We start from the raw sequence: 23,637 nt of genomic DNA on the forward strand, positions 1-23,637 counted from the left end.
ATTACACCAGTCGGGTCGTGTGCCAGGCCGCCTTGTCGGTGACCGTATGATAGGGCGGGCGCTGCAGGGCATAGGCCATGGTCATGGCGTCGAGCATCGACCATAAAATGTCGAGCTTAAACTGCAGGATCTCCAGCATCCGGTTCTGTTTTTCAGCGCTGTCGCAGTAGGCCTTCGCCAGCGCCAGACCATGCTCAACGTCGCGGTTGGCCTGGCTCAAACGGCTGCGGAAGTAAAAATAGCCTTCCTCTTTGATCCACGGATAGTGCTGCGGCCAGCTGTCGAGACGCGACTGATGGATCTGCGGAGCGAACAGCTCGGTCAGGGAGCTGCAGGCCGCCTCCTGCCAGCAGGCGCGACGGGCGAAATTAAGATAGGCATCCACCGCGAAGCGCACGCCGGGCAGCACGTGACGCTCGCTGAGCAGATCGTCGCGGCTCAGACCGACCGCTTCCCCCAGCCGCAGCCAGGCTTCTATCCCACCGTCCTCGCCGTGGCTGCCGTCGTGGTCGAGGATCCGCTGCACCCATTTGCGCCGGGTCTGTGCGTCCGGGCAGTTGGCCATAATCGCTGCGTCTTTCAGCGGAATGGTGGTCTGGTAATAAAACCGGTTCGCCACCCAGCCCTGAATTTGCTCGCGGGTCGCGTCGCCGTTATGCATGGCGATGTGGTAAGGGTGGTGAATATGGTAGAAGGCGCCTTTGGCCCGCAGAGCCTCTTCAAAGGCCTGCGGCGACAGCGTGTCGGTGATCAGCATGCGGTATCCTGAAGGGTGATTGCCATCCCGTCCCAGCTCACTTCAATCCCCTGTTGCGTTAGCGCCTGGCGCTGGGGAGAGTGCTCGTTAAGGATCGGGTTGGTGTTATTGATATGAATGAGAATTTTGCGTTTTGCCGGCAGGGAGGCCAGCAGGGCCATCATCCCGTGCTCATCGCCGAGCGCCAGGTGGCCCATATCGCGCCCGGTATTGCGTCCGACGCCGGCGGCCTGCAGCTCGTCATCCTGCCAGACGGTGCCGTCGATCAGCAGACCGTCCGCTTTTTGCAGCCACGGCAGAAGGGTTTCATCCGGCTCACCCAGCCCCGGGGCATAGAACAGCGTCTGCCCGTTGCGGCGGTTTTCGATAAACAGCGCCACGTTATGGCCCGGCAGCGGCCGGTCGCGATACGGCGAATAGGGCGGCGCGTTGCTGGCGATAGGCACCGCGGTAAACTGCAAATCAGGACAGGCGTCAACGGTAAAAGGCTGCTGCGGGGCGATAGGGTGATGCACCAGGCCGCCGTTCCAGTGTCGCAGCATGGTAAACACCGGGAAGCCGGTGGAGAGATCCTCATGCACCTCCGGCGTGCACCACACCTGGTGCGGGCAGCCTTCGCGCAGGCTCAACAGTCCGGTGGTGTGGTCGATCTGGCTGTCGGTGAGAATAATGCCGCCGATATGCGTCCCGCGCAGCACGCCGGGGTTATTTAACTCGGGGGTATGGGCAATCTGCTGGCTGATATCCGGCGAGGCGTTGCACAGCACCCACTCTTTGCCGTTATCGCTGACGATAATCGACGACTGGGTGCGGGCGGTTGCCTGAATGGTGCCATCGCGCAGACCCTGACAGTTGGCGCAGTTGCAGTTCCATTGCGGGAAACCGCCGCCGGCGGCGGAGCCGAGGACTTTAATGAACATGAAGACGGACCGGGTAATGAATGAAGGTGCCCGCGCGAACGGCGGGCGGGGCGATTAACGGTTAGAAATGTACAGCGTCACTTCCAGACCGAGACGTAAATCGATAAAAGCAGGTTTCTTCCACATGTTTTGTTCCTCTTAAAAATGACGACAACCCTCACGGATAAGGGTGAATCTGTGACGGCCGCCGCATATTGCGCTTCACCGGGAGAGAGATCAACCCGGAATATGTAAGGAATTAACTTTATGTTTACAATATAACCTATTGTTGCCAAACATTTTTTAATACCCGCAGCCAGTTACGCCACAGCAGCTTATCCAGCACCAATTGATCATAGCCATTGTCCCGCAAGGTGTTGATAAGCCGCGGTAAGCCGGCCACATCGCCCAGCTCGTCCGGCAGGGTGATGCCGTCAAAATCCGAGCCGAGGGCCACATGATCCTCACCCATTATGTTAATAAGATAGTCGATATGCCGGACAATGGTGGTTAAGGGCGTGTCGCTATCGCGTCGGCCGTCGGCGCGCAGGAAAGCATTGCCGAAATTGACGCCCACCACGCCGCCGGTGTCGCGGATCGCCCGCAGTTGCTGGTCGGTCAGATTGCGCGGCTGCGGGCACAGGGCGTGGGCATTGGAGTGGGTGGCCACCAGCGGGGCGGTGGAGTGGCGGGCGGTATCCCAGAACGCTTTTTCATTCATATGAGATACGTCAATCTGCATCTTCAAGGCATTGGCCTGCTTAATCAGATCGATACCTGCCGCTGTCAGTCCAGGCCCAGTGTCCGGGCTACCGGGAAACGAACCGTTAACGCCGCTGCCGAAGCGGTTCGCAATATTCCAGAACGGACCGATGCTGCGCACTCCGGCGCAATAAAAAGCCTGCAGATCTTCGCCTTGCGCGTCGAACCCGCCGGCGCCTTCAATGTGCGCCACCATCGCCAGTACCTTATCCTGCCGGCAGCGTTCGATATCCGCCGCGCTCAGGCACAGGCGTGCGCGGTCGCTATCGTGGGCGCATATTTCCTTGAGAATAGCCAGCTGCTGCCAGAGGATCGCCAGCGGATCCCATGCCTGACTGGCGTGCTGCGGCGCCACGCGGGCAATATACTCCTGCGGCGGCACAAAGAGGGCGAACAGGCCGCCGGCCAGCCCGCCCTGGCAGATACGCGGATAGTCAAGATGACCGTTCTCTATCCCGGTAAAGAAGGCGCTCACCGGATCCTCACGATGGTGAAGCCAGAGATTTAGCAGCAGGTCATTGTGACCATCAAAAATCGCCATAGCGGGTTCCTGCGTTCTTAAATGGTGAAAAATGCCTAGCACGGTAACGGATTTATGCCCCGGGGCAAGCAGAAATTCACATGTCCGCAACAATTGCCAACCTCGACTTTGTATCACACTGTATCTCGCGGCGCAGCGCTGACATTAAGAGATAAAAACGGCCCCAGTCGGGCACATGGCGGATACAAATTTCCGCTTTACTGGTCACGTACTCTCTTGATGACGATAAAAGGTGAGAAAGTGATGAACAGATTATCCCTGATCCGCTATACCAGCGCCGTGGCGCTGGGGTTATCCACCCTGTGGTCCGCCGCTGTTTGCGCCGCTGAAGACGCGGGGGCGTTCAACAAGATCCAGCAGATCCGCGCCGGCGACCTGAATATTGGCTACGTGGATATCGGCCCGCGCGACGGCCAGCCGGTGATCCTGTTGCACGGCTGGCCCTATGATATTCAGAGCTATGCCCAGGTGGCGCCGGCTCTAGCGCAGAAGGGTTACCGGGTGATCGTGCCGTATCTGCGCGGCTACGGCACGACGCGTTTCCTTTCCGCCAGCACGCCGCGTAACGGTCAACCGTCGGCGATGGCGGCCGATATTGTCCATCTGATGGACGCCCTGCACATCAGGCAGGCGGATCTGGCCGGTTTTGACTGGGGCGCGCGCACGGCGGATATCGTCGCCGCGCTGTGGCCACAGCGGGTGAAATCCCTGGTCTCGGTGAGCGGATATCTGATCAGCAGTCAGCAGATTGGCGAAAAACCGCTGCCGCCGCAGGCGGAGCTGTCGTGGTGGTATCAGTTCTATTTTGCCACCCCGCGCGGTGAAGCCGGTTACCGGCAGAATACCCACGACTTTGCGAAATTTATCTGGCATCAGGCATCGCCGCAGTGGCAATTCAGCGACGCGACCTTTGCCAAAACCGCCCGGGCGCTGGATAACCCGGACCACGTGGCGATCACCATCAGCAACTACCGCTGGCGCCTGGGGCTGGAGAAGGGGGAAGCAAAGTATGCCAGCTATGAACAACGGCTGGCGGCACTGCCGCCGATAACCGTGCCGACCATCACCCTTGAAGGGGCGAATAACGGCGCGCCGCATCCAGCTCCCGCCAGCTACCGGGCTAAATTTACCGGGAAATATGAACACCGGGATCTGCAGGGGGCGGTGGGCCATAATCCACCCCAGGAGGACCCGGCAGACTTTGTCCAGGCGGTGGTGGACGCCGATCGTTTGTGACCCGCGCCTTGCCGGCGGCGCGACGTTGCGCTTCCGGCAACACAGCTTATGCTTGTGAAGAGTTTATTTTGCCGCAGGAGCAGCCTTTGGAGCGTATTGACCACATCTTGGTTGTCGATGACGACCGCGATATTCGGGAACTGATTGTCGACTATCTGGAAAAATCGGGATATCGCGCCAGCGGCGCGGCGAACGGCAAAGCCATGTGGTCGGTGCTCAAAAATCATCAAATTGATCTGATTGTGTTGGATATCATGATGCCGGGCGAGGATGGCTTAACGCTCTGTCGCCAGCTGCGCGCCAATCCGCAGCAGGATATTCCGGTGCTGATGCTCACCGCCCGCACCGATGACAGCGACCGGATCCTCGGCCTGGAAATGGGGGCTGACGATTATCTGATAAAGCCCTTTGTGGCCCGCGAACTGCTGGCCCGCATCAAAGCCATTTTACGCCGCACCCGGGCGCTGCCGCCCAACCTGCAGATCACCGAGGCGGGCAGGCTGATCGCCTTTGGCGACTGGCTGCTCGATACCGCCGCTCGTCATCTGCTGGACGGCAGCGGGGCCATCGTCGCCCTCAGCGGGGCGGAGTATCGGCTGCTGCGGGTATTTCTCGACCATCCCCAGCGGGTGCTGAACCGCGATCAGCTGCTCAATCTGACGCAGGGACGCGACGCGGAACTGTTTGAGCGGTCGATTGACCTGCTGGTGAGCCGACTGCGCCAGCGGCTGCGGGAGGATGCCCGCGAGCCGGCCTACATTAAAACGGTGCGCAGCGAAGGCTATGTGCTGTCGGTCCCGGTCTCCATTCGCGAGAGGCATGAATGAGGTTCTGGCCCACCTCGCTGCAGTCGAGGCTGATGGCGCTGCTGTTTCTGGCGCTGCTGCTGGCGAATACCTTAACCCTGTCGCTGCTGTTTTATGAGCGTATGAGCAGCGCCCGCAGCGTGATGCTGGGCAATCTGGCTTCCGATGTCGCCACCAGCGTGGCGATCCTTGACCGTCTGCCGGCCGCTGAGCGCCCGCAGTGGCTGCCGAAGCTGGCGCGCGGCAATTATCGCTATCTGCTGGACGCCGGGGAGCGCGGCGATTACCCGGACAGCTGGCGCGCCCGGGACGCGGCTCGCTCCCTGCAGGAGGCGCTGAGCGCGCAGTATCCGGTAAGTATTGTGACGATCCCCGGCCCGCGGCAGCATATTCAGGCCCATATTACCCTGCACGACGGCGCGCCGTTGACGCTCGATCTGTGGCCGAAGCTACCGGCCATCGCCCGCTGGCTGCCGGTGGTGCTGATCGCTCAGTTTGTTCTCCTGCTGGCCTGCGCCTGGTATGCCGTTCGCCAGGTGTTGCTGCCCATCACCCGCTTTACCCGGGCAGTGGATGCCCTTGAACCGGCCAGCGACACGGCGGGAACTATGGCCGAGCAGGGGCCGGAGGAGGTCCGCCGTGCTGCTCGCGCGTTTAACGCGATGCAGGCGCGCATCCACGACCATCTGCAGGAGCGAGCGCGGATCCTTGCCGCCATCTCCCACGATCTGCAAACCCCGATTACCCGAATGAAGCTGCGGGTGGAGATGGCCGACCAGCCAGAATTGCGCGATAAGCTACTGCAGGATCTCGACAATATGACCCGTCTGGTGCGGGAGGGCATCGCCTTCGCCCGCACCTCGCAGCCGCTGGAGGAGGCGCGACAGCGGCTGAACCTCGACGCCTTTCTTGACACCATCGTCTGCGATTATGCCGATGTTGGCCGGCCGGTGCGCTTTTGCCCCGAGGAGAGCGCCGGGGTGGTGTGGATCCCGCCGCAGGCTCTGCGCCGGGTGATGACTAACCTTATCGATAACGGGCTGAAATTCGGTACGACGGTCACGGTAACCCTGACCCGCGACGCCGCCGGGGATATCACTCTCCATGTGCTGGATGAGGGGCCGGGGATCCCTGAGGCCTCGCTGCAGGCGGTGCTGCAGCCGTTTTATCGCCTGGAGGACTCGCGCAATCGCGATACCGGCGGCACCGGTCTGGGGCTGGCGATCGCCGCGCAGCTGGTCAGCCAGATGAACGGCACGCTGCGCCTGGCCAACCGCCCGCAGGGCGGCCTGGACGCCAGCGTTCGCCTTGCCGCGGCGGGATTGTATCCTGCTGTATCTCCGGGGAAGACGGATAACTAAACCGACAATTCTCCCCCTTTCCCGACACATTCGCCTTACATGGCCTTGCTGTAATGTCGTGGCTGCCACTCTCGGCAGCGACGGCATAATGAGGAGAAGGCGATGTCGATATTAATTGCATTTTTGGGCGGGATGTTAACTCTGCTGAGCCCCTGTACGCTGCCGGTGATCCCGCTGCTGTTCGCCAGCGTCCGGGGCCGCCGGGGGCAACTGGCGATCATGCTGGCAGGAATGGCGCTGATGTTCGGCGCTGTCTCCTGGCTGGTGACGGTCGCCAGCGGCTGGGTGGTGAATCTGACCCTCGCAGGCCGCGGTCTGGCGCTGGCGTTCTTCGCCCTGGTCGGGCTGAGCCTGCTTTCGCAGCGCGTCGCGCAGCGGCTAACCTCACCCCTGGTAGCGTTGGGGAATCAGCTTAACGACGCCAGCTCACGCCAGCGCGGCTGGATCGGTTCGCTGCTGGCCGGGCTGGCGGTGGGCCTGCTGTGGGCCCCGTGCGCCGGGCCGGTATTGGGGGCGATACTCAGCCTGGGCTTTGTTCATCCGGGCCAGGCGACCACTGGCGGGTTACTGCTGGCCTACGGCAGTGGCGGGGCGCTGATGTTATTCCTGCTCGGGTGGTGCGGGGCGGCGTTGATTGCCCGCCTGCGTCGCGGACTGGCGTTCGGCGAACGGCTGCGCCGGCTGGCGGGGGTGGCGATGCTGGCCTCGGTGGCGCTGATCGCCAGCGGCGGCGACCGCTATCTGCAGAGCGCGGGAGGATGGAGCCAGACGCTGGAGCAGCGGCTGGCCGCCCGTCTGCCGCAGCCGGAGCAAAAGACCATCCTCCAGCCCATCGCCGCGCCGCAGCCCAGCAGCGCGATGCCCCCTCTGACGGGGGGCAGCGCATGGATCAACAGCCCGTCATTAACTCCGCAGAGTCTGAAGGGCAAAGTGGTGCTGGTGGATTTCTGGACCCGGGAGTGTATCAACTGTCAGCATACCTTGCCTTACGTGCGCGACTGGGCAAACAAATACCGCGCGGCGGGCCTGGTGGTGATTGGCGTTCATACCCCGGAATATCCCTGGGAGCGTTCGTTGCCCCTGCTGCGCCAGGCGGTGAAGGACTGGCGAATAACCTACCCGGTGGTGGCGGATAATGAGTACGCCATCTGGAACGCCTTCGGCAATCAATACTGGCCAGCGCATTACATTTTCGACGCTCGTGGGCAACTGCGCTATACCGCATTCGGCGAAGGGGATTATGCCCGTCAGGAGCAGGTGATCCAGCAGCTGCTGCAGGAGAGCAAAGCCTGACCCGCGGCGTAGGCGTCGGGCGGACGGATCCCTTCATCCCTTGTGCCCATTGCCGGGCGGCGCTGCGCTTGCCCGGCCTACACGAGCGCGCAGGAAGAATATAGGCCCGGTAAGGCGCCGCCGCCACCGGGCATGGAAGCGGGAACGGTGCAGAATGCCCATCGCCGGTGACTGGCGGACGGACCCCTTCATCCCTTGTGCCCATTGCCGGGCGGTGCTGCGCTTGCCCGGCCTACATGAGCGCGCAGGGAGAATGTAGGCCCGGTAAGGCGCCGCCGCCACCGGGCATGGAAGCGGGAACGGTGCAGAATGCCCATTACCGGTGACTGGCGGACGGACCCCTTCATCCCTTGTGCCCATTGCCGGGCGGTGCTGCGCTTGCCCGGCCTACATGAGCGCGCAGGGAGAATGTAGGCCCGGTAAGGCGCCGCCGCCACCGGGCATGGAAGCGGGAACGGTGCAGAATGCCCATTACCGGTGACTGGCGGACGGACCCCTTCATCCCTTGTGCCCATTGCCGGGCGGTGCTGCGCTTGCCCGGCCTACATGAGCGCGCAGGGAGAATGTAGGCCCGGTAAGGCGCCGCCGCCACCGGGCATGGAAGCGGGAACGGTGCAGAATGCCCATTACCGGTGACTGGCGGACGGTTCCCTTCATCCCTTGAGCCCATTGCCGGGCGGCGCTGCGCTTGCCCGGCCTACATGAGCGCGCAGGGAGAATGTCGGCCCGGTAAGGCGCCGCCGCCACCGGGCATGGAAGCGGGAACGGTGCAGAATGCCCATCGCTGGTGACTGGCGGACGGACCCCTTCATCCCTTGTGCCCATTGCCGGGCGGTGCTGCGCTTGCCCGGCCTACATGAGCGCGCAGGGAGAATGTAGGCCCGGTAAGGCGCCACCGCCACCGGGCATGGAAGCGGGAACGGTGCAGAATGCCCATTACCGGTGACTGGCGGACGGTTCCCTTCATCCCTTGAGCCCATTGCCGGGCGGCGCTGCGCTTGCCCGGCCTACATGAGCGCGCAGGAAGAATGTCGGCCCGGTAAGGCGAAGCCGCCACCGGGCATGGAAGCGGGAGAGGCGCTGGGCGGCTGGAGGGTTACGGAACGGGTGGAGACAGAATGTTGACCGAGGTGACAGGCGCTGCCGAACGGTTCCCTCTCCCTGTAGGGAGAGGGTTAGGGTGAGGGTAAATGGAAGTGGCGTGACACTGTCACCTGCTGAACCACCCCTGCAGGGCCTCGGTCATCAGTTCGCCGAGCAGCGCCACGGCGGCGGAATGGTGCTCTTCACGCGGGGTTTGTCGCAGGCTGACGGCCAGGCTACCTGGCGCTGGCAGCAGCCCGCCGGCGGTGCGCAGGTTGCCGGGCATGCCGATGCGGGTGCGTATCGTCAGCCCCAGGCCAGCTTGCACCGCCGCCCAGATGCCGCTCAGGCTGTGGCTGACAAACACCACCTGCCAGGGGATCCCCGCGGCATCGAGACAGGCGATAGCGCGGGATCGCATCAGACAGGGGCTATCGAACATCACCAGCGGCAGCGGCTCGCCGGAGGCCAGCAGAGCGCGAATATCCAGGTCAGGATGCGCAATCCACGCCAGCGGGCAGTGACCCAGCGCGGGACTCTGATCTTCGGTTTGCCACAGCAGCGCCAGGTCAAGTGTCTCCTCCGCCAGCGCCTGGCGCAGCGGACCATTGCGATCCACTCTGGCCACTATCCGCACCTGCGGATGGTGGCGGGTAAACTGCCCAAGGATCCCCGGCATTAGCGATTCGCCAAAATCTTCCTGCATGCCAAGGTGAATTTCGCCGGTGAGCCGCTCGCCCTGCAGCGCGCGCAGGGTTTCATCATTGAGCGCCAGCAGCCGTCTGGCGTAGCTCATTAGCTTTTCGCCTTCTGCCGTCAGCGCAAGATGTCGGCCTTGCTTAACCACCAGCGCGGCTCCGCACTGGATCTCCAGCTTTTTTAGCTGGGCGCTGACGGCGGAGGTGGAACGCGACAGGCGCAGCGCTGCCTGGGCGAAGCTGCCGCACTCCATGCCGGTCACAAAGCTGCGCAGCGCGTCGAGATCCAGCCCTGGTAAGCGTTTCTCCATCATCATCCTCATTTTCAGGATATTTATCCTGAACATTGTTATTTTCGGGATAGTACTGTGGCATCGCGAGAGGCAGGGGTCAACGGGCCTTGCGAAGTGAGCGTCTGTGGCGCGAAAAGAAATAAAAAAAGCCGATAAGGATATTATCGGCTTGTTGCAGGCATAGCTGGCAGCAGGGCGGCAGGCGCCGCCTCGCTAAGGCAGATTATTGCGCCAGCAGCTCCTGAGCGGTGCGATCCACCAGGTTCAGCAGAACCTTCACGTCATCCAGGGTTACCACTGGGTTCAGCAGGGTCAGCTTCAGGCAGGTGACACCGTTGTGCTCGGTCACGCCAACGTTAGCGCGACCGGACGCCAGCAGGGCGTCGCCAACGCGCTGGTTGAGCAGGGCGATAGCCGCCGCGTCGCTCCCGGCCATCTGTGCCGGACGGGAACGGAACAGCACGCTCGCCAGCTGCGGCTGCATGACCAGCTCCAGCGTCGGCTGCGACTTCACGTACTCCGCCACGTTTTTCGCCATCGTGACGCCGTGATCGATGATCGCCGCATACTGTTTCTGGCCCAGCGCTTCCAGACCCATCCACAGCTTCAGCGCATCGAAGCGGCGGGTGGTCTGCAGCGACTTAGACACCAGGTTCGGTACGCCGTGCTCTTCATCGAACTCGGAGTTCAGATAGGCCGCCTGATAACGCATCAGCTCGTAATGGCGCGCGTCCTTCAGCAGGAAGGCGCCGCAGCTGATGGTCTGGAAGAACTGCTTGTGGAAGTCCAGGGTGACGGAATCCACCAGCTCCAGACCGTCAAGGTAGCCGCGATACTGCTCAGACAGCAGCAGTGCGCCACCCCAGGCCGCGTCAACGTGCAGCCAGATCTGATGTTCCTTGGCGATACCGGCGATGTCACGCAGCGGGTCGATAGCGCCCGCGTCGGTGGTGCCGGCGGTGGCGACGATCGCCATGATCTGCTCGCCGTTAGCCTGGGCTTGCGCAATCTTCGCTTTCAGATCGGAGACGTCCATCCGCGCGAATTCGTCGGTTTTCACCAGCGTGACTGAGCGGTAGCCGAGGCCCATCAGCGCCATGTTCTTCTGCACCGAGAAGTGGGCGTTTTCCGAGCACAACACTTTGTACTTGCGGATATCTCCCGGCAGCCCATCCTGCTGGATGGAGTGTCCCTGACGGGCGAAGAAGGCGTCGCGCGCCAGCATCAGTCCCATCAGGTTGCTCTGGGTGCCGCCGCTGGTGAAGACGCCGGCGTCGCCAGCCGGATAACCGACCCGGGCGCGCAGCCATTCGATCAGCTTCATCTCAATGATGGTTGCCGATGGGCTCTGATCCCAGGAGTCCATGCTCTGGTTGGTGGCGTTGATCAACACTTCCGCCGCCTGGCTAATCACCAGGCTCGGACAGTGCAGGTGCGCCACGCACTGCGGGTGATGCACCGACAGGCTGTCTTTCAGAAAGTACTCAATCGCACGGTCAATCGCCGCCTGGTTACCCAGACCCTGTTCGTTAAATTCAAGGGAGATACGTTCACGCAGCTCGTCAACGCTTTTCCCCTGATACATTTCAGGCTGCTTCAACCACTGCACAACGGCCTGGCTGGTCTGGTCGATAACCTGCTGATAGGCCTCAACGCTCTGCGCCGAACCAGCAAGAATCGGATTTAATGTGGACATGGCGGTCACTTACTCCACTCAGACCGGTTTTACGCCGGCGGCCAGCAGGGCCTGTTCAAATTTGTCGAGGAACACGTCCAGTTCCGCGTTGCTGATCAGCAGGGACGGCAGCAGGCGCAGCACGCAGCCGTGACGACCACCGCGCTCCAGAATCAGGCCCGCTTCGAAGCATTTCTTCTGCAGCAGGGCAGAGAGTTCGCCATCAGCCGGGTAGCAGCCCATGTGATCCTGCGCTTCGTTCGGCTTGACGATTTCGATACCGATCATCAGACCAAGACCGCGAACGTGGCCAATTACCGGGTAACGCTTCTGCAGCTCGGCCAGTTTGCCTTTCAGCCACTCACCCTGGGCAGCGACTTTGTCAGCAATCTTGTTGTCGCGCAGATGACGCAGGGTGGTCAGGCCGGTAGCCATCGCCAGCTGGTTGCCGCGGAAGGTGCCGGTGTGGTGACCCGGTTCCCAGGCGTCGAACTGCTTTTTAATGCCCAGCACGGCCATCGGCAGACCGCCGCCAACCGCTTTCGACATCACGATGATATCCGGCTGAATGCCGGCGTGTTCGAAGGCGAAGAATTTACCGGTACGGGCAAAGCCGGCCTGCACTTCATCAACGATCAGCAGAATGCCATGCTCTTCGGTCACTTTGCGGATGCGCTGCAGCCACTCGACCGGCGCCGGGTTCACGCCGCCTTCACCCTGCACGGCTTCGAGGATCACCGCCGCCGGTTTACGGACGCCGCTTTCCACGTCGTTGATCAGGTTTTCGAAGTAGTAGGTCAGGGCTTTCACGCCGGCTTCGCCGCCGATGCCCAGCGGGCAACGATACAGGTGCGGGTAAGGCATGAACTGGACTTCCGGCATCATGCCGTTAACCGCTGCTTTCGGCGACAGGTTGCCGGTGACGGACAGCGCGCCGTGGGTCATCCCGTGATAGCCGCCGGAGAAGCTGATCACCGCAGTACGGCCGGTGTATTTTTTCGCCAGTTTCAGCGCAGCTTCCACGGCGTCAGCGCCGGACGGGCCGGTGAACTGCAGGCAATACTCTTTCCCTTCGCCCGGCAGGCAAGAGAGCAGGTATTCGGAGAAGCGATCTTTTAACGGGGTAGTCAGATCGAGGGTATGTAACGGCAAGCCGCTGGTAATGACACTTTGGATGCTCTGCAATACATCAGGGTGGTTGTGGCCCAGAGCGAGAGTACCGGCGCCCGCGAGGCAGTCCAGGTACTGTTTGTTATCCGCATCCGTCAGCCACACGCCTTCGGCTTTAGTGATAGCCAGCGGCAGCTTACGCGGGTAACTCCTGACATTCGATTCGAATTCGGCCTGACGGGCCAAAAAGGTTTCGTTGTTTGCGTCTAATAAATCGGCACGTAAAGTATCAATACGGACTTTATCCGTCATCATATCACTCCCACAACCAGCATTGCGGTTGAACGCTGGTTGAATAATTGGTGTAAGAAATTGAATTGGCATTCATAAAGCGCGCACAATATATGGCTTTTTAAATCTGCATTCAACGTTTTATTGATTGCGCTATTTTGACGTTATTCTTACTGGGGTAATAATTAACGTAACCTGCTGAATTATAATAGAACAACTCCGCGTCACGATAACCCTTAAAAGTGTAATTATTAGTGAGAAAGTCTCTATATTTTTATTGCCGTTGGGTTAAAGCGCTGACGGAATGCCTTCCGTCAGCGATAGCAAGACTCAATGCAGTTCCACCGCATAATTTGTTAAAGGTGTAACTTTTTTCACCAACTTATTGTTATATAAAAACTGTTCGTAAGCGTCGTAGCGCGCTTTATCCAGCGCCGCCGGATCGGTGGCGAACAGCGGCACGGTTTGCAGCCACGCCTGGTGGTTAAGCTCGGTCTTCAGCTCCGGGTGGGCGGCGGCAAACGCCTCCCAGCTCTCCTGCGGATGGGCGCGCAGATAGCTCACTCCCGCCTGCAGGGCGATGAGGAACTTACGGATCTTCGCCTCATGAATCGCGTCGCGATGGGCGACAATCACCAGTTCGTCATAGGCCGGCACGCCGTAATCTTCGACGTTCATCACCACCGGCGTTTTGCCCTGCAGCTTCAGCTCCTGCGCTTCTATATTACGATAGCCGCCAATGACTGCGTCCACCTGGCCCGCCAGCAGGGCGCTGGTCAGCTGGAAATTGACGTTAACCAGTTTGATACTGGCCGGATCGATACCGGCATGTTGCGCCATGGTCGCCAGAGTGGCCTGCTCAATGCCGCTGACCGAGTAGCCCACCTTCTTACCTTGTAGATCTGCCGGAGTTTTGATCTGCTTATTGAGAGCGATCACCGTGTTCAGCGGCGAGCTAATCAGCGTTCCGACACGCACCAGCGGTAACCCTTCGTCAGCGAAGAAGTGCACCTGAGGCTGGTAGGTGATGGCCAGATCCGCCTGACGGGCGGCCACCATGCGGGGAGGCAGCGCGGGATCGGACGGAGGAACAATCTTGACGTCCAGCCCCTGGGCCTTAAAGGCGCCGATCTGCTCAGCCACCATAATCGGCGCATGGTCAGGGTTAATGTACCAGTCCAGCACCAGCGTCAGCGGTTCATTGGCCAGCGCGTGGCCGCTGAACAGGGCCGTCAGGGTTACCCCGGCGAATAGCGACTTGTTCATTTGTTTTCCTTTATTACTTCATTTTTATTCCGGCGACCAGTCGATCAGCCGGTGCAGCAGGATATCTACCGCCAGCCATAGCAGGAGGGTCAGTAGTACTAAAATAAACAGCGCAGCGAAGCAGATATCGGTTTGCAGCCGCGCGTTGGCATTAAGCATGACGTAGCCCAGGCCCTCGGCTGAGCCGACCCATTCGCCGATAATCGCGCCGATGGGTGCCACCGCCGCCGCCATGCGCAGACCGGAGCCCAGCGCCGGCAGGGCGGCCATCAGCCGGACATGGCGCAGCTGAGCGCCGAAGGAGGCGTTCATGCTGCGCGCCAGATCGAGATACTCCTGGTTGACCCGTCGCAAGCCATCAAAGAAGGCAGATGTCACTGGAAAGAAAATCACCAGCACCGCCATCGCCACTTTGGCGCTCATACCAAACCCCAACCACAGCACCAGCAGCGGGGCGAGGGCAAAGACCGGGATCGCCTGGCTGGTGAGCACCAGCGGCATCAGCCAGCGCTGTAGGCGGGGGGAGAGGATCATGCCCAGCGCCAGGGTGACGCCGAGCGTTACGCCCAGCGCCAGGCCGCTCAGGATCTCACTGAGCGTGATAAGCGTATGCCAGCCGAGATAGGCGCGATTAACCCACAGCGCCTCAGCGACCGCCATCGGGGAGGGTAAAAGAAAGTGAGGAATGCCGCTGCGGCTGGCCAGCTCCCAGAGGATCATCAGCCCGCAGAACACCATACCCCCGCGCCAGAGACGTCCGGTCATGGATGGGCCCTCATCAGTTGCTGCAGCAGGGCGGCCTGGCTGATCAAGAGATCGGGCGCGTCTGGCGCGCGCGGAGGCGTGCCGGCAAGGTGATGGCTGTCATCGATGTCGCCGTGAGCCGTCGACAGCACCAGTAGGCGGTGGCTTAGCCGGCAGGCCTCCAGCGGATCGTGGGTGATCAGCACCACCGTGCGACCAGCCAGCAGGGTGGCTGCCAGGGTCTGAATGCGCGTGCGGGTGAGGGTGTCCAGCGCCGAGAACGGTTCATCCATCAGCACGATGGGGCGATCCTCATACAGGGTGCGCGCCAGCGCGGCGCGCTGACGCATACCGCCGGAAAGGGTTGCCGGTCGGGCGTCGGCGCAGGATGAAAGCTCAACCTGTTCAAGCAGGGCGGCGACCCGGTCATGGTCCACTTTTTCACCGCGCAGCCGCGCGCCGAGGGCGACGTTGTCCCGGACGCTCAGCCAGGGATAGAGCAGATCCTTCTGCCCCATCCACGCCAGACGGCCCTGAATCGGCTGCCCATCGCTGGCGACCACTGCTCCGCGGGTGGCGGGCGCCAGGCCAGCTATCACCCGCAGTAGACTGGTTTTTCCCGCTCCGCTGGCACCGAGCAGCGACACCCACTGCCCGCCGGGGATCGTCAATGACAGGTTATCGAACAGCCGACGGTCGCCGAAATGCAGGCTCAGGCCGCGAACCTCGATACCCGGCGCCGTCACGCCCGGGCCTCCGCCGCCGCGTTCAGGCCCATCTGCCAGAACTGCGCCTCAAGGCGGGTGGCGGTGGTGAAAATCTCGCTCAGCGCAGTGATCCGGGCCTCGCTCCCGCGCTGCTGCCACACCGTTTCCAGCAGCGCCAGCGCGGCGTTGACGCCCTGCAGATAACCTTCATCACCATAGTTGTGGATCCATGAGGCGTAGGGGTTATCGGTCAGCCGGGTGGCGGGATGATGCAGCAGGCCGAGACCGATCTCCGCATAACCGGCCACGCAGGGCATCAGGGCAACCAGCAGATCCAGGGCGTCACCTGAATGGCCAATATCCAGTACATAGCGGGTGTAGTTCAGGGTTTCCGGCGCTTCAGGCTCAGCGGCCATCTCCTGCTCGCTAATCCCCCACTGGGCGCAATAGCCGACATGCAGCGGCAGTTCGTTGAGGATGGCCGTCATTGAGGCTGCCGCGGCCCGCATTTCCGGCAGCGTGCGCAGTTTACTTACCAGCAGCGCGTAGCTGCGGGCAAAGTGAATTAGAAACAGATAATCCTGGGTCAGGTAGCGACGAAACGCGCTTTTCGCCAGCGTCCCATCGGCGAGCTGTTGGACAAAAGGATGCGCCACATAGTGCTGCCAGTCAGTGGCGGCCAACTGGCGTAAACGGCCATATAGGCCATGGCTAAAAGCGGGAACGATCACAGGACCTCCATTTATTCAGGGGAGATCCGGGCGTGCAGGGGTGTGAACAGGCAATGGCGGTAATGCTGGCAAAATTGCCGACCCGTCCCTTCGCTGGCATGACCCAGATCAGGTTCAAAGGGTTCGGCTTGCGCCATCTCAGCCCTCACGGGACACCCCTCGGTAGCGTTATGTTATACGACATTCACCTTTTGAATACAATCACCGCGCCAGCCGGCAAAGCGAAAGCGGTTTTCTGTGATAGCCAGCACTTTTTCATTTAAAAATAGCTGAAAAACAGGCGGCTACGCGTTGGTGGCTATTATCCGGTTACGTTATATTTTCACTATCCTGTTGCGTTAATCCTGTTCGCCACGCGTGTCGTGCGTGCCCCAAAGCCCCGGAGTGAGCATGAAATTCCCGCTGTCCACGCTGGCGCTTGTGTTCCTGTTGTGCCCGCCAGGCGATGCCGCCGGTCTCTTCGATGTGGAAGATGGCATGCTCGATATGAGTCAGTATCTGGCTGAGAACCGTTACGGTTTTCTGCCGGTGCCGCTGGCGATAACCGAGCCGGCCATCGGCTATGGCGGCGGACTGTTTGGCCTGTTTTTACACGGGAAAGGCAGCCGGGAGGGCGGGCAGTTTATTCCTCCACCGCTCACCGCTTTTGGCGGGGCCGCCACGCAGAACGGGACCTGGTTTATTGGCGGCGGCCATCGCCACACCTGGCAGCATGACCATATTCGTTACCTGGCAGGAGCCGGCTACGCTAACGTGAATCTGGATATTTATTCCGGCGACACGGGCGTATTCAGCCATGCTAAACCGGTGCAGACGCAGACCAAAGGCGTCGCCGCGCTGCAAAAACTGCTGTTCCGCGTGGGCGACACGCCGGTATTCCTTGGGGCCTCCCAGGTGTATACCCGGGCGGATGTCTCAAGCAACAACCCGGTGGTCAACCGGGTGTGGCAACACGTTCTCGGTCAGAACAGCAGCTCTTCGGCGCTGGGGGTGGTGGCGGAATATGACACTACCGATAATATTTTCTATCCTCAGAAGGGGTTAGCGCTGAAGGGAGAATATCGCTTTTTCCGTTCGCTGCTTGGGGGCGATTATCACTACAACACATTCTCGCTGGATGGGAAGGTGTTTATTCCGCTCAGTCACACGCTGACCCTGGCGGTCGCGGGCAATTATCAGTCATTAACCCATCATGATAGCCATCTGATGCCGATGGCCCGTCCCTCTATCGCGCTATCGCTACCAGGGCGACTACGTGGCCACGGCGCAAACCCAGCTGGCCTGGGCAGTCACTCCGCGCTGGATCCTGCAGGGATTTGTGGGGGCGGGGAGCGCCGCGGAGGCGGCGGATACCCTATGGGAACAGTCAGAGGTGGCGTGGGGGGCCGGTTTTCGCTACCTGATTGCCCGGCAGTACGGTTTACGTACCGGGATTGACGTGGCGTTCAGTGAGCATGAGCAGGCGGTCTATTTCAATGTCGGTTCGGGTTTATAACTACCTATGAGAATAAAAATGAGAGCATCCGGCGCGGTGTTAACGCTGTTGTTAGCGGCCTGGGGCACGTCGGCTGCGGAGCCGGACGAGAACGACAGTTATTTTCCGATATGGGGCGATGAGGCACGCGCCAGGGGATATTCCCTTCCGTTACCCTACGGCGTCAACCTCAGCTATATGAATATCCGTCAGGATATCATGGTCGACAGTATTACCTTTTCCGGGCTTAAGCTCGGTAACCATCCTATCCCCAGCGATATGTTCGCCATCGATGCCGGACATACCCGTGAGAAGAGCAAAACGGAAAACCTGCGTCTCGACATGTGGGTCTTTCCGTTTCTCAACGTTTACGGGCTGGTGGGGCATACCCGCGGATCGTCCGTCTCTCAGGTCTCTGTGGATTCAGATCCCTCGCAGTTTCGTGGCCTGGACCGGGCGATCGCCGGCGCGGTTCATCAGCTTTATCAGAGCGGAAAACTGCAGGACATTGATTTCACGCTTGATTTTAAAGGCACCACCTGGGGTACCGGCTTTACCCTTGCCGGGGGATACGGCAACTGGTTTGGGTTAGTAGACACTAACTACACCCGTACCGATTTCGATATTCTCGACGGCAGTATCTCGGCGGTCACCGTTTCGCCGCGCGTCGGCTATCGTTTCAGTTTTCAGGGGATCGACGGGCCATCCCACCTCAGCCTGTGGGTCGGAAGCATGTATCAGGACGTGCAGCAGGAGTTCAAAGGCGATCTCGCCGATCTACACATGCCGCCAGAACTTCAGCCGCTTATCGCCGCAGTCAACAAAGACGGCGAGGGCAAATTTGACGTTAAGCAAAAGCTGACCTCGCCGTGGAATATGCTGATTGGCGCCCAGTATGAAGTCACCAAAAACTTTAACGTGCTGACAGAATTTGGTTTTAACGAGCGCAATAGCTTCTTTGTCTCCGGTGAATACCGTTTTTAACTAAAACCGCAGGCGCCATCTGCCGGTAAGATGCGCGCTCTTTTCTTGCTGTGGAGAGGCTGTTGATGCGTAAAGCCTTCTGGCTGTTATTCGCGCTGGCGCTGCCGGCGCTGGCACAGGACCCGGTGCTGCCCGCCGTGACGACGATCCATCCGGCGCCTACCCTGAGTGAGCTGCCGCCGCCTGAGTCGCTGCGGCCGTGCTGCGCGTTTGGTTATGACCTGCACGTGCGCGCGGTGGGCATCCCCATCCCGGTGTACCAGATCGGTAATGTGCTGACCCTGGACACCCTGGGCAAGCATCATTACAACGACAGCGCGCTCGGGGCGGTGAAAAACTTGCTGGGGCTGAGCGAAGAACAGAACGGGCTTATCTATACCCGGCGCGGCGGGTTTATTGATATTGCCCATGTGCGCGATACAGCGGACTACACCTTCTATCTGTTTAATCGTATTGCGCCGACGCTGGGTCAGGCGGGGCGGATCTTCTACAGTGAAGAACTTGGCGTGCGCCGCGTGCAGTTGAATGCTTTTACCCCGCCGGCGGGCGTCAGGCAGCGCTATCAACTGGCGGCCTGGCTCGCCGGGCATCTGGCCTTCCAAATCGCGCAATGGCACGAGATCGCCCAGTGGTATGGTTTCCAGTCGGTCCCCGGGTTTTCTGAGGAGATCTCCGCTTTTTCGCCGGAAGATCTCTACTCCAATTTATTGGGCGCCAGGCTGGCAATAAACGTGGTCCTTAGCGGCCACGGTGGTTCAGTGGAAGAGTATAACCAGGCCATGGATGTGGCGCTGAAACAGGCGTTAACCCGGCTGCTGGTGGCCACGCGCGGGGAGACAGAAGCGATGTTTCAGCGGATCGATGGCGACTGGTGGAACAGCCACCGGCGGGTGCCGGATAAGTTTCTGGTGCTGAAGCGTAACTATGATCTGCAGGAAAATCGGCTGCCGACGCCGATCCCGTTCGAAACCCTGCCGCCGTATCGCCTGACCATGCCGGCGCAGGTGGGGGGATTCCGCTTACGCGATCTCGGCGAACTGCAGATCTACCCAGGGCACGATATGCAGGCGCTGCCGGTTCCGGCGCAATACTATGGCGCTGCCGCGTTTCAGGGGCTGGCGGATCGCGCCCGCGAGGCGGATAAGACCCAGCTGTCACGCATTGAAAAGTAGCGAGAAAGGCTCAGGGCGAGCGCCCTGAGCCGACGAGTTAGCGGAAGTCGACCCAGCAGGCGCCGTTGTCGGCAGACCGTACGCAGTTTTCCACCCAGCGCACGCCGTACGCGCCGGCGCGGGCGTCCGGGTACCAGAAGTCGGCCAGCAGCGCCTCGTCGCGACGGTCAATGGCGTCCATGGCGATAGCGAAGCGGCGATAGAGATTTGACCAGGCCTCAAATAGCCCCTCCGGATGGCCGCCGCCGATGCGGTCATCCTGACGCGCCAGCGGATCAAGATAGTCCATGCCGCGCTCCAGAATACGCACCGGTTCGCCCTGAACCTCGTAGCGCAGCTGGTTGGGTTGCTCATCCCACCATTCGAGACTGGCTTTTTCACCCACGATACGCACCTTTTGCCCGTGCATGGAGCCGCAGTTAACGGCGGAGCTCCACAGCGAGCCGACGGCTCCGTTGTCATATTCCATCAGCACATAGGCGTTGTCTTCCAGCGGGGCGCGGCTTTTGACAAAGCTTTGTCTGGCGCACATCAGCCGGGCAATGTTCAGCTGTGGGGCCATGGTTTCGACCAGAAACAGCGGGTGAGTGGCCAGGTCGCCCAATACATAGCTAGGGCCGACGAAGCGGGGGTCGACCCGCCAGCGGGTACTGGCGTTTTCCAGCTCCACCGGCTGGGCGTGAAAACCGTGGGCAAACTGCATATTGACGATACGAATATCGCCCAGCAGCCCGTCGGCGATCATCTGCCTGGCCTGCAGGATCAACTGGTGCCCGGCATAGCCGTAGGTCACCCCGATGATCTTGCGCTGCCGCTGGCTGAGCGCCACCAGCTCGTCAGCTTCTTCGCTGCTGAAGCACAGCGGCTTTTCGCACACCACGTGCAGCCCGGCCTCCAGCGCCGCCCGGCAGATGGCATAGTGGGTATTATTTGGCGTGGCAATCGAGACCGCCTGAATGCCGTCCGGCCGGGCGGCTTCACCGCGGAACAGGCTTTGATAGTCGGTGTAACAGCGGTCGGGATCCACCCCCAGCTGTTGGCCGAACTGGCGTCCGCGCTCGGCATCAATATCAAAAGCGCCAGCCAGCAGCGCAAACGTGTTGTCACGCAGGGCCGCTGAGCGGTGAATATAGCCGATCTGGCTGCTGCCGCCGCCGCCAACCATGCCCCAGCGCAGGGTGCGGTCGAGAGGTTTTAAACCGTTAATCATCTCGTGTCTCCTGTCAGAATCCAACGCCGCGCAGATAGCGCAGGCTCTCCGTGACTGCCTGCAGACTGCCTGCGGCATGGCGCGGGTCACGCTCTTGTTCAATGGTTATCCAGCCCTGATAGCCCCGGCGGGCAAGAAAGTCTTTGATGGCCGGATAGTCAATGGCGCCTGTGCCGAGCGGGCACATTACCCCTTCGGCACAGGCGGTGAAGAAGTCGATCCCCTCGTGGATGGCGCGCTGATAAACCTGCGGGTCGACATCCTTAAAGTGCAAATAGTCCAGGCGGTCGTAATAACGATCCAGCCAGTTAAGCGGATCCATTCCGGCGTAATAGAGATGCCCGGTGTCGAGACACAACCCGGCGACATCGTGCGGGATATCGTTGGCCAGCCGCGCGATCTCATCGGCAAACTCAATGCAGCCCCCGGCGTGGGGATGGATAACCGCGCGCACACCGTACTCCTGCCAGGCGAGGGTACTGAGGGCGGTAATGTGCTCTATCATGCGTTGCCAGTCGTTGTCATTGAGGCGCGGGGCCAGCGCGCCGCGCCCGGCGAAGCGCGCCCGCTCGGGGTTGCCGAAGTCGATAATCACCAGATAGGGCGGTTGGTAAGTGTGGCCCGGGATCGGTTCGGCGGCCGGTACCTGCGCCAGATTACGGCAGATTTGATGGGTCAGCGCCACCAGCATGGGGAAATGGCTCTCGCTCACCAGATCGTCAAAGATCGTCCCGGCAACCAGCGACAGCTGATGCTGTTCCAGCGCCGCGCGCAGGCTCGGCGGATCGGTGGGGAGATAGCCCCACGGGCCGAGCTCAATGCTGCGATAGCCAGCCTGCGCTGCCTCCTTCAGCACGGTGCGCCAGGCGGGCAGATTAGGGTTTTTGGGGTCATCGACGCCCCAGCTGCAGGGGGCGTTGGCGATAGGATGTATCATGTCGGCTTCCTTTTTCTCACAAGGGATGCCGCTGAGTATTGAATGAAAATTTCATTATCAACAACGATGGAATATTGATTTTATGATAATCGTCATGGTTTTATTTGATGGCTTTTTTGATAGTTTTTTATCAAAACAAGCAGGCGCGCGGCCCGGACGCCAACAGGCCCCCGCGGCCGCGGAGCGGGGATTCACATATTTTCTTTGGTGATGATATCGAAAGGCTGAGGCAGAGAAATCACTTCACTGCGCGGACGCGCAACGGCCTCGGTCATCGCGCGTAGCGTTGCCGCGGCAAACCCATCCAGCCGGTGGTTGAGAATGATATCAATGGTGCCGTCGATCAGAGCCAGCTCACTGTCGCTGAGCGGGCCGTGACAGACGAGGGTGACTTCCTGCTGACGGCCGCTGTCGCGCAGCGCGTCGACGATGCCTTCGACGCCGCCGCAGGGGGCGTAGATCGCCTGCAGGGTCGGGTATTGACTCAGCATCTGTTCTGTCACGGTCCTGGCGATATCCGCCCGTTCATGGCTGCGAACCGGCTCAAGGATTTGCTGCCCCATGCCTTGTTCTCGCAGGCAGGAACGGAAGCTGATCTCACAGCTTTCCTGACAGCTAAAACGATTATCGCCAATGATAATGCCAATTTCGCCATCTCCGCGGCATAAGCGCTCGATAAACCAGGCAGCGGTGCGCCCGGCTTTTTGATTATCGAGGCCGATATACCCGCTGCGCTGGGGGACTGCCAGATCGGAAAGCAGGGTGAACACGCGAACGCCGCGGGCGACGGCCCGGGCCACGGCGTGGCGAATCAGCGGGTGGTCCAGCGCCACCAGGCCTAATACTTCCACCTCGTCGCTGAGCCGGTGAATAGCCTGGGCCATCGCTTCCACCGCATCAATGGCAAAATGTAGTATCACCGGGCGCTGATCCGCCGGCAGCCACGGGGCGGCCTGCTGGGTCAACGCCCGGGCCAGCGGCAGGTAAAAAGAATGGCTCTCCTGCAGCAGAATAAAACCCATTCTGACCGTGACCGGCGCCTTGCCGGCGGCCAGGCGATAGTGGGGCTGCTCGAGGCTGAACCCCAGACGTTGGGCGGCCTCCCGCACGCGGTATGCTGTGGATTCCTTCACCGCAGCGCGCTTGTTGAGCACCCGGTCAACGGTGGCAATACCGACGTTGGCTTCGCGCGCAATGTCGGCAAGGGTAATTTTGCTGGCAGATTTTTTCACCGTGATGGCCACTGAAAATGAGAGGGATGATAGAAACTATCACGATTATTCTGCATGCAACAGCGATAGCCGCTGCGGCAGCGATAAAACGCAGGCGCAGCCAGCCTGAAATAGGTTGGGATCACAATCTGTGATCAAAAGCGACTACCAGTTCTGGCATTGCAGCTATGCTGTTGAAATAAAATTAATATTAAAGAGATTATCGTACCCGGGTGGTTAAAGCGCGTGCAAAGTCACCCTCACGGGCCTCCGCTGGGCGTATAACCGACTATACTTGCCGCGCAAGTGTGTGATGAAAGTTATTCGGTTTCTTTTTGTTTTCACTTTATGCCAGCGTCAGGGGGAGCACAGGGAAGGTGTTGTTCCGGCGGGGGA

General features: G+C 60.7%; 20 protein-coding genes, 1 pseudogene and 1 riboswitch. Of the genes and pseudogenes, 7 read left to right on the forward strand and 14 right to left on the reverse strand.

The annotated features are described in order from the left end of the window. Nucleotide 1: 1 nt before the first annotated feature. From pqqC to LGL98_RS11990, 4 genes are all read right to left on the reverse strand, one after another. Nucleotides 2-757 (reverse strand): pyrroloquinoline-quinone synthase PqqC, encoded by a 756-nt coding sequence (gene pqqC / locus LGL98_RS11975; protein WP_004143685.1) that lies wholly within the window; start codon nt 755-757, stop codon nt 2-4. After that, the gene (gene pqqB / locus LGL98_RS11980; protein WP_136034457.1) at nt 751-1,677 is read right to left on the reverse strand and encodes a pyrroloquinoline quinone biosynthesis protein PqqB; all 927 of its coding nucleotides are present in this window, start codon (nt 1,675-1,677) and stop codon (nt 751-753) included. Before pqqB ends, pqqC begins: the two co-directional genes overlap by 7 nt. A gap of 54 nt (nt 1,678-1,731) precedes the next feature. Beyond that, on the reverse strand, nt 1,732-1,803 hold the full coding sequence (gene pqqA, locus LGL98_RS11985) for a pyrroloquinoline quinone precursor peptide PqqA (protein WP_002905689.1): 72 nt from the start codon (nt 1,801-1,803) through the stop codon (nt 1,732-1,734). Between the two features lie 136 nt (nt 1,804-1,939). Continuing rightward, entirely contained in the window at nt 1,940-2,959 is a 1,020-nt protein-coding gene (locus tag LGL98_RS11990; protein ID WP_136034455.1) for a dipeptidase, read from the reverse strand. 243 nt (nt 2,960-3,202) lie between these two features. Here LGL98_RS11990 and LGL98_RS11995 point away from each other — a divergent pair, with 243 nt between their 5' ends. From LGL98_RS11995 to LGL98_RS12010, 4 genes are all read left to right on the forward strand, one after another. Continuing rightward, nucleotides 3,203-4,195, forward strand: a complete 993-nt coding sequence (locus tag LGL98_RS11995) for an alpha/beta fold hydrolase (RefSeq protein WP_136034453.1) — start codon at nt 3,203-3,205, stop codon at nt 4,193-4,195. A gap of 86 nt (nt 4,196-4,281) precedes the next feature. Continuing rightward, nucleotides 4,282-5,022, forward strand: a complete 741-nt coding sequence (locus LGL98_RS12000; protein ID WP_136034452.1) for a response regulator — start codon at nt 4,282-4,284, stop codon at nt 5,020-5,022. Next, nucleotides 5,019-6,362 carry a sensor histidine kinase gene (locus tag LGL98_RS12005; protein ID WP_136034450.1) on the forward strand — a complete coding sequence of 448 codons (1,344 nt, stop codon included), beginning with the start codon at nt 5,019-5,021 and terminating at the stop codon, nt 6,360-6,362. Before LGL98_RS12000 ends, LGL98_RS12005 begins: the two co-directional genes overlap by 4 nt. Nucleotides 6,363-6,464: 102 nt before the next feature. Next, complete coding sequence (locus LGL98_RS12010; RefSeq protein ID WP_136034448.1) at nt 6,465-7,655, forward strand: cytochrome c biogenesis protein/redoxin; 1,191 nt, start codon at nt 6,465-6,467, stop codon at nt 7,653-7,655. A gap of 1,210 nt (nt 7,656-8,865) precedes the next feature. On the opposite strand, the gene LGL98_RS12015 is transcribed toward LGL98_RS12010, so the two are convergent. From LGL98_RS12015 to tenA, 7 genes are all read right to left on the reverse strand, one after another. Continuing rightward, nucleotides 8,866-9,759, reverse strand: coding sequence for a LysR substrate-binding domain-containing protein (locus tag LGL98_RS12015; protein ID WP_136034509.1), 894 nt, complete (start codon nt 9,757-9,759; stop codon nt 8,866-8,868). A 193-nt stretch (nt 9,760-9,952) separates the two neighbouring features. Further along, nucleotides 9,953-11,434, reverse strand: coding sequence for a pyridoxal phosphate-dependent decarboxylase family protein (locus LGL98_RS12020; protein WP_168435412.1), 1,482 nt, complete (start codon nt 11,432-11,434; stop codon nt 9,953-9,955). Between the two features lie 9 nt (nt 11,435-11,443). Then, a complete protein-coding gene (locus LGL98_RS12025; protein ID WP_117125208.1) occupies nt 11,444-12,829 on the reverse strand; it encodes a diaminobutyrate--2-oxoglutarate transaminase in 1,386 nt (461 codons plus the stop codon). A gap of 306 nt (nt 12,830-13,135) precedes the next feature. Beyond that, nucleotides 13,136-14,071, reverse strand: a complete 936-nt coding sequence (locus LGL98_RS12030) for an ABC transporter substrate-binding protein (RefSeq protein WP_136034444.1) — start codon at nt 14,069-14,071, stop codon at nt 13,136-13,138. 24 nt (nt 14,072-14,095) lie between these two features. After that, nucleotides 14,096-14,836, reverse strand: a complete 741-nt coding sequence (locus LGL98_RS12035) for an ABC transporter permease (protein WP_136034443.1) — start codon at nt 14,834-14,836, stop codon at nt 14,096-14,098. Further along, nucleotides 14,833-15,561 carry an ABC transporter ATP-binding protein gene (locus tag LGL98_RS12040; protein WP_136034441.1) on the reverse strand — a complete coding sequence of 243 codons (729 nt, stop codon included), beginning with the start codon at nt 15,559-15,561 and terminating at the stop codon, nt 14,833-14,835. Before LGL98_RS12040 ends, LGL98_RS12035 begins: the two co-directional genes overlap by 4 nt. Continuing rightward, a complete protein-coding gene (tenA, locus tag LGL98_RS12045) occupies nt 15,558-16,253 on the reverse strand; it encodes a thiaminase II (protein ID WP_136034439.1) in 696 nt (231 codons plus the stop codon). The genes LGL98_RS12040 and tenA overlap by 4 nt, the downstream gene beginning before the upstream one ends. Nucleotides 16,254-16,321: 68 nt before the next feature. Further along, nucleotides 16,322-16,423, reverse strand: a riboswitch (TPP riboswitch). A 220-nt stretch (nt 16,424-16,643) separates the two neighbouring features. On the opposite strand from tenA, the pseudogene LGL98_RS12050 reads away from it, so the two are divergent. The 3 genes and pseudogenes from LGL98_RS12050 (at nt 16,644) to LGL98_RS12060 (ending at nt 19,883) form a co-directional block, all read left to right on the forward strand. Continuing rightward, nucleotides 16,644-17,748: pseudogene (locus tag LGL98_RS12050) on the forward strand (BamA/TamA family outer membrane protein). 18 nt (nt 17,749-17,766) lie between these two features. Then, a complete protein-coding gene (locus tag LGL98_RS12055; RefSeq protein ID WP_136034437.1) occupies nt 17,767-18,711 on the forward strand; it encodes a putative outer membrane beta-barrel protein in 945 nt (314 codons plus the stop codon). Between the two features lie 65 nt (nt 18,712-18,776). Continuing rightward, nucleotides 18,777-19,883: a DUF4056 domain-containing protein gene (locus LGL98_RS12060; protein WP_136034508.1), complete on the forward strand. Its 1,107-nt coding sequence runs from the start codon at nt 18,777-18,779 to the stop codon at nt 19,881-19,883. Between the two features lie 37 nt (nt 19,884-19,920). Here LGL98_RS12060 and LGL98_RS12065 read toward each other — a convergent pair whose 3' ends face one another. From LGL98_RS12065 to LGL98_RS12075, 3 genes are all read right to left on the reverse strand, one after another. Continuing rightward, nucleotides 19,921-21,093: a Gfo/Idh/MocA family protein gene (locus LGL98_RS12065; RefSeq protein ID WP_136034435.1), complete on the reverse strand. Its 1,173-nt coding sequence runs from the start codon at nt 21,091-21,093 to the stop codon at nt 19,921-19,923. A gap of 13 nt (nt 21,094-21,106) precedes the next feature. Beyond that, entirely contained in the window at nt 21,107-22,030 is a 924-nt protein-coding gene (locus tag LGL98_RS12070) for a TIM barrel protein (protein ID WP_136034433.1), read from the reverse strand. Between the two features lie 191 nt (nt 22,031-22,221). After that, nucleotides 22,222-23,262, reverse strand: coding sequence for a LacI family DNA-binding transcriptional regulator (locus tag LGL98_RS12075; RefSeq protein ID WP_136034431.1), 1,041 nt, complete (start codon nt 23,260-23,262; stop codon nt 22,222-22,224). Nucleotides 23,263-23,637 lie beyond the last annotated feature (375 nt).

The organism is Klebsiella africana, from assembly GCF_020526085.1.
GTDB lineage: Bacteria > Pseudomonadota > Gammaproteobacteria > Enterobacterales > Enterobacteriaceae > Klebsiella > Klebsiella africana.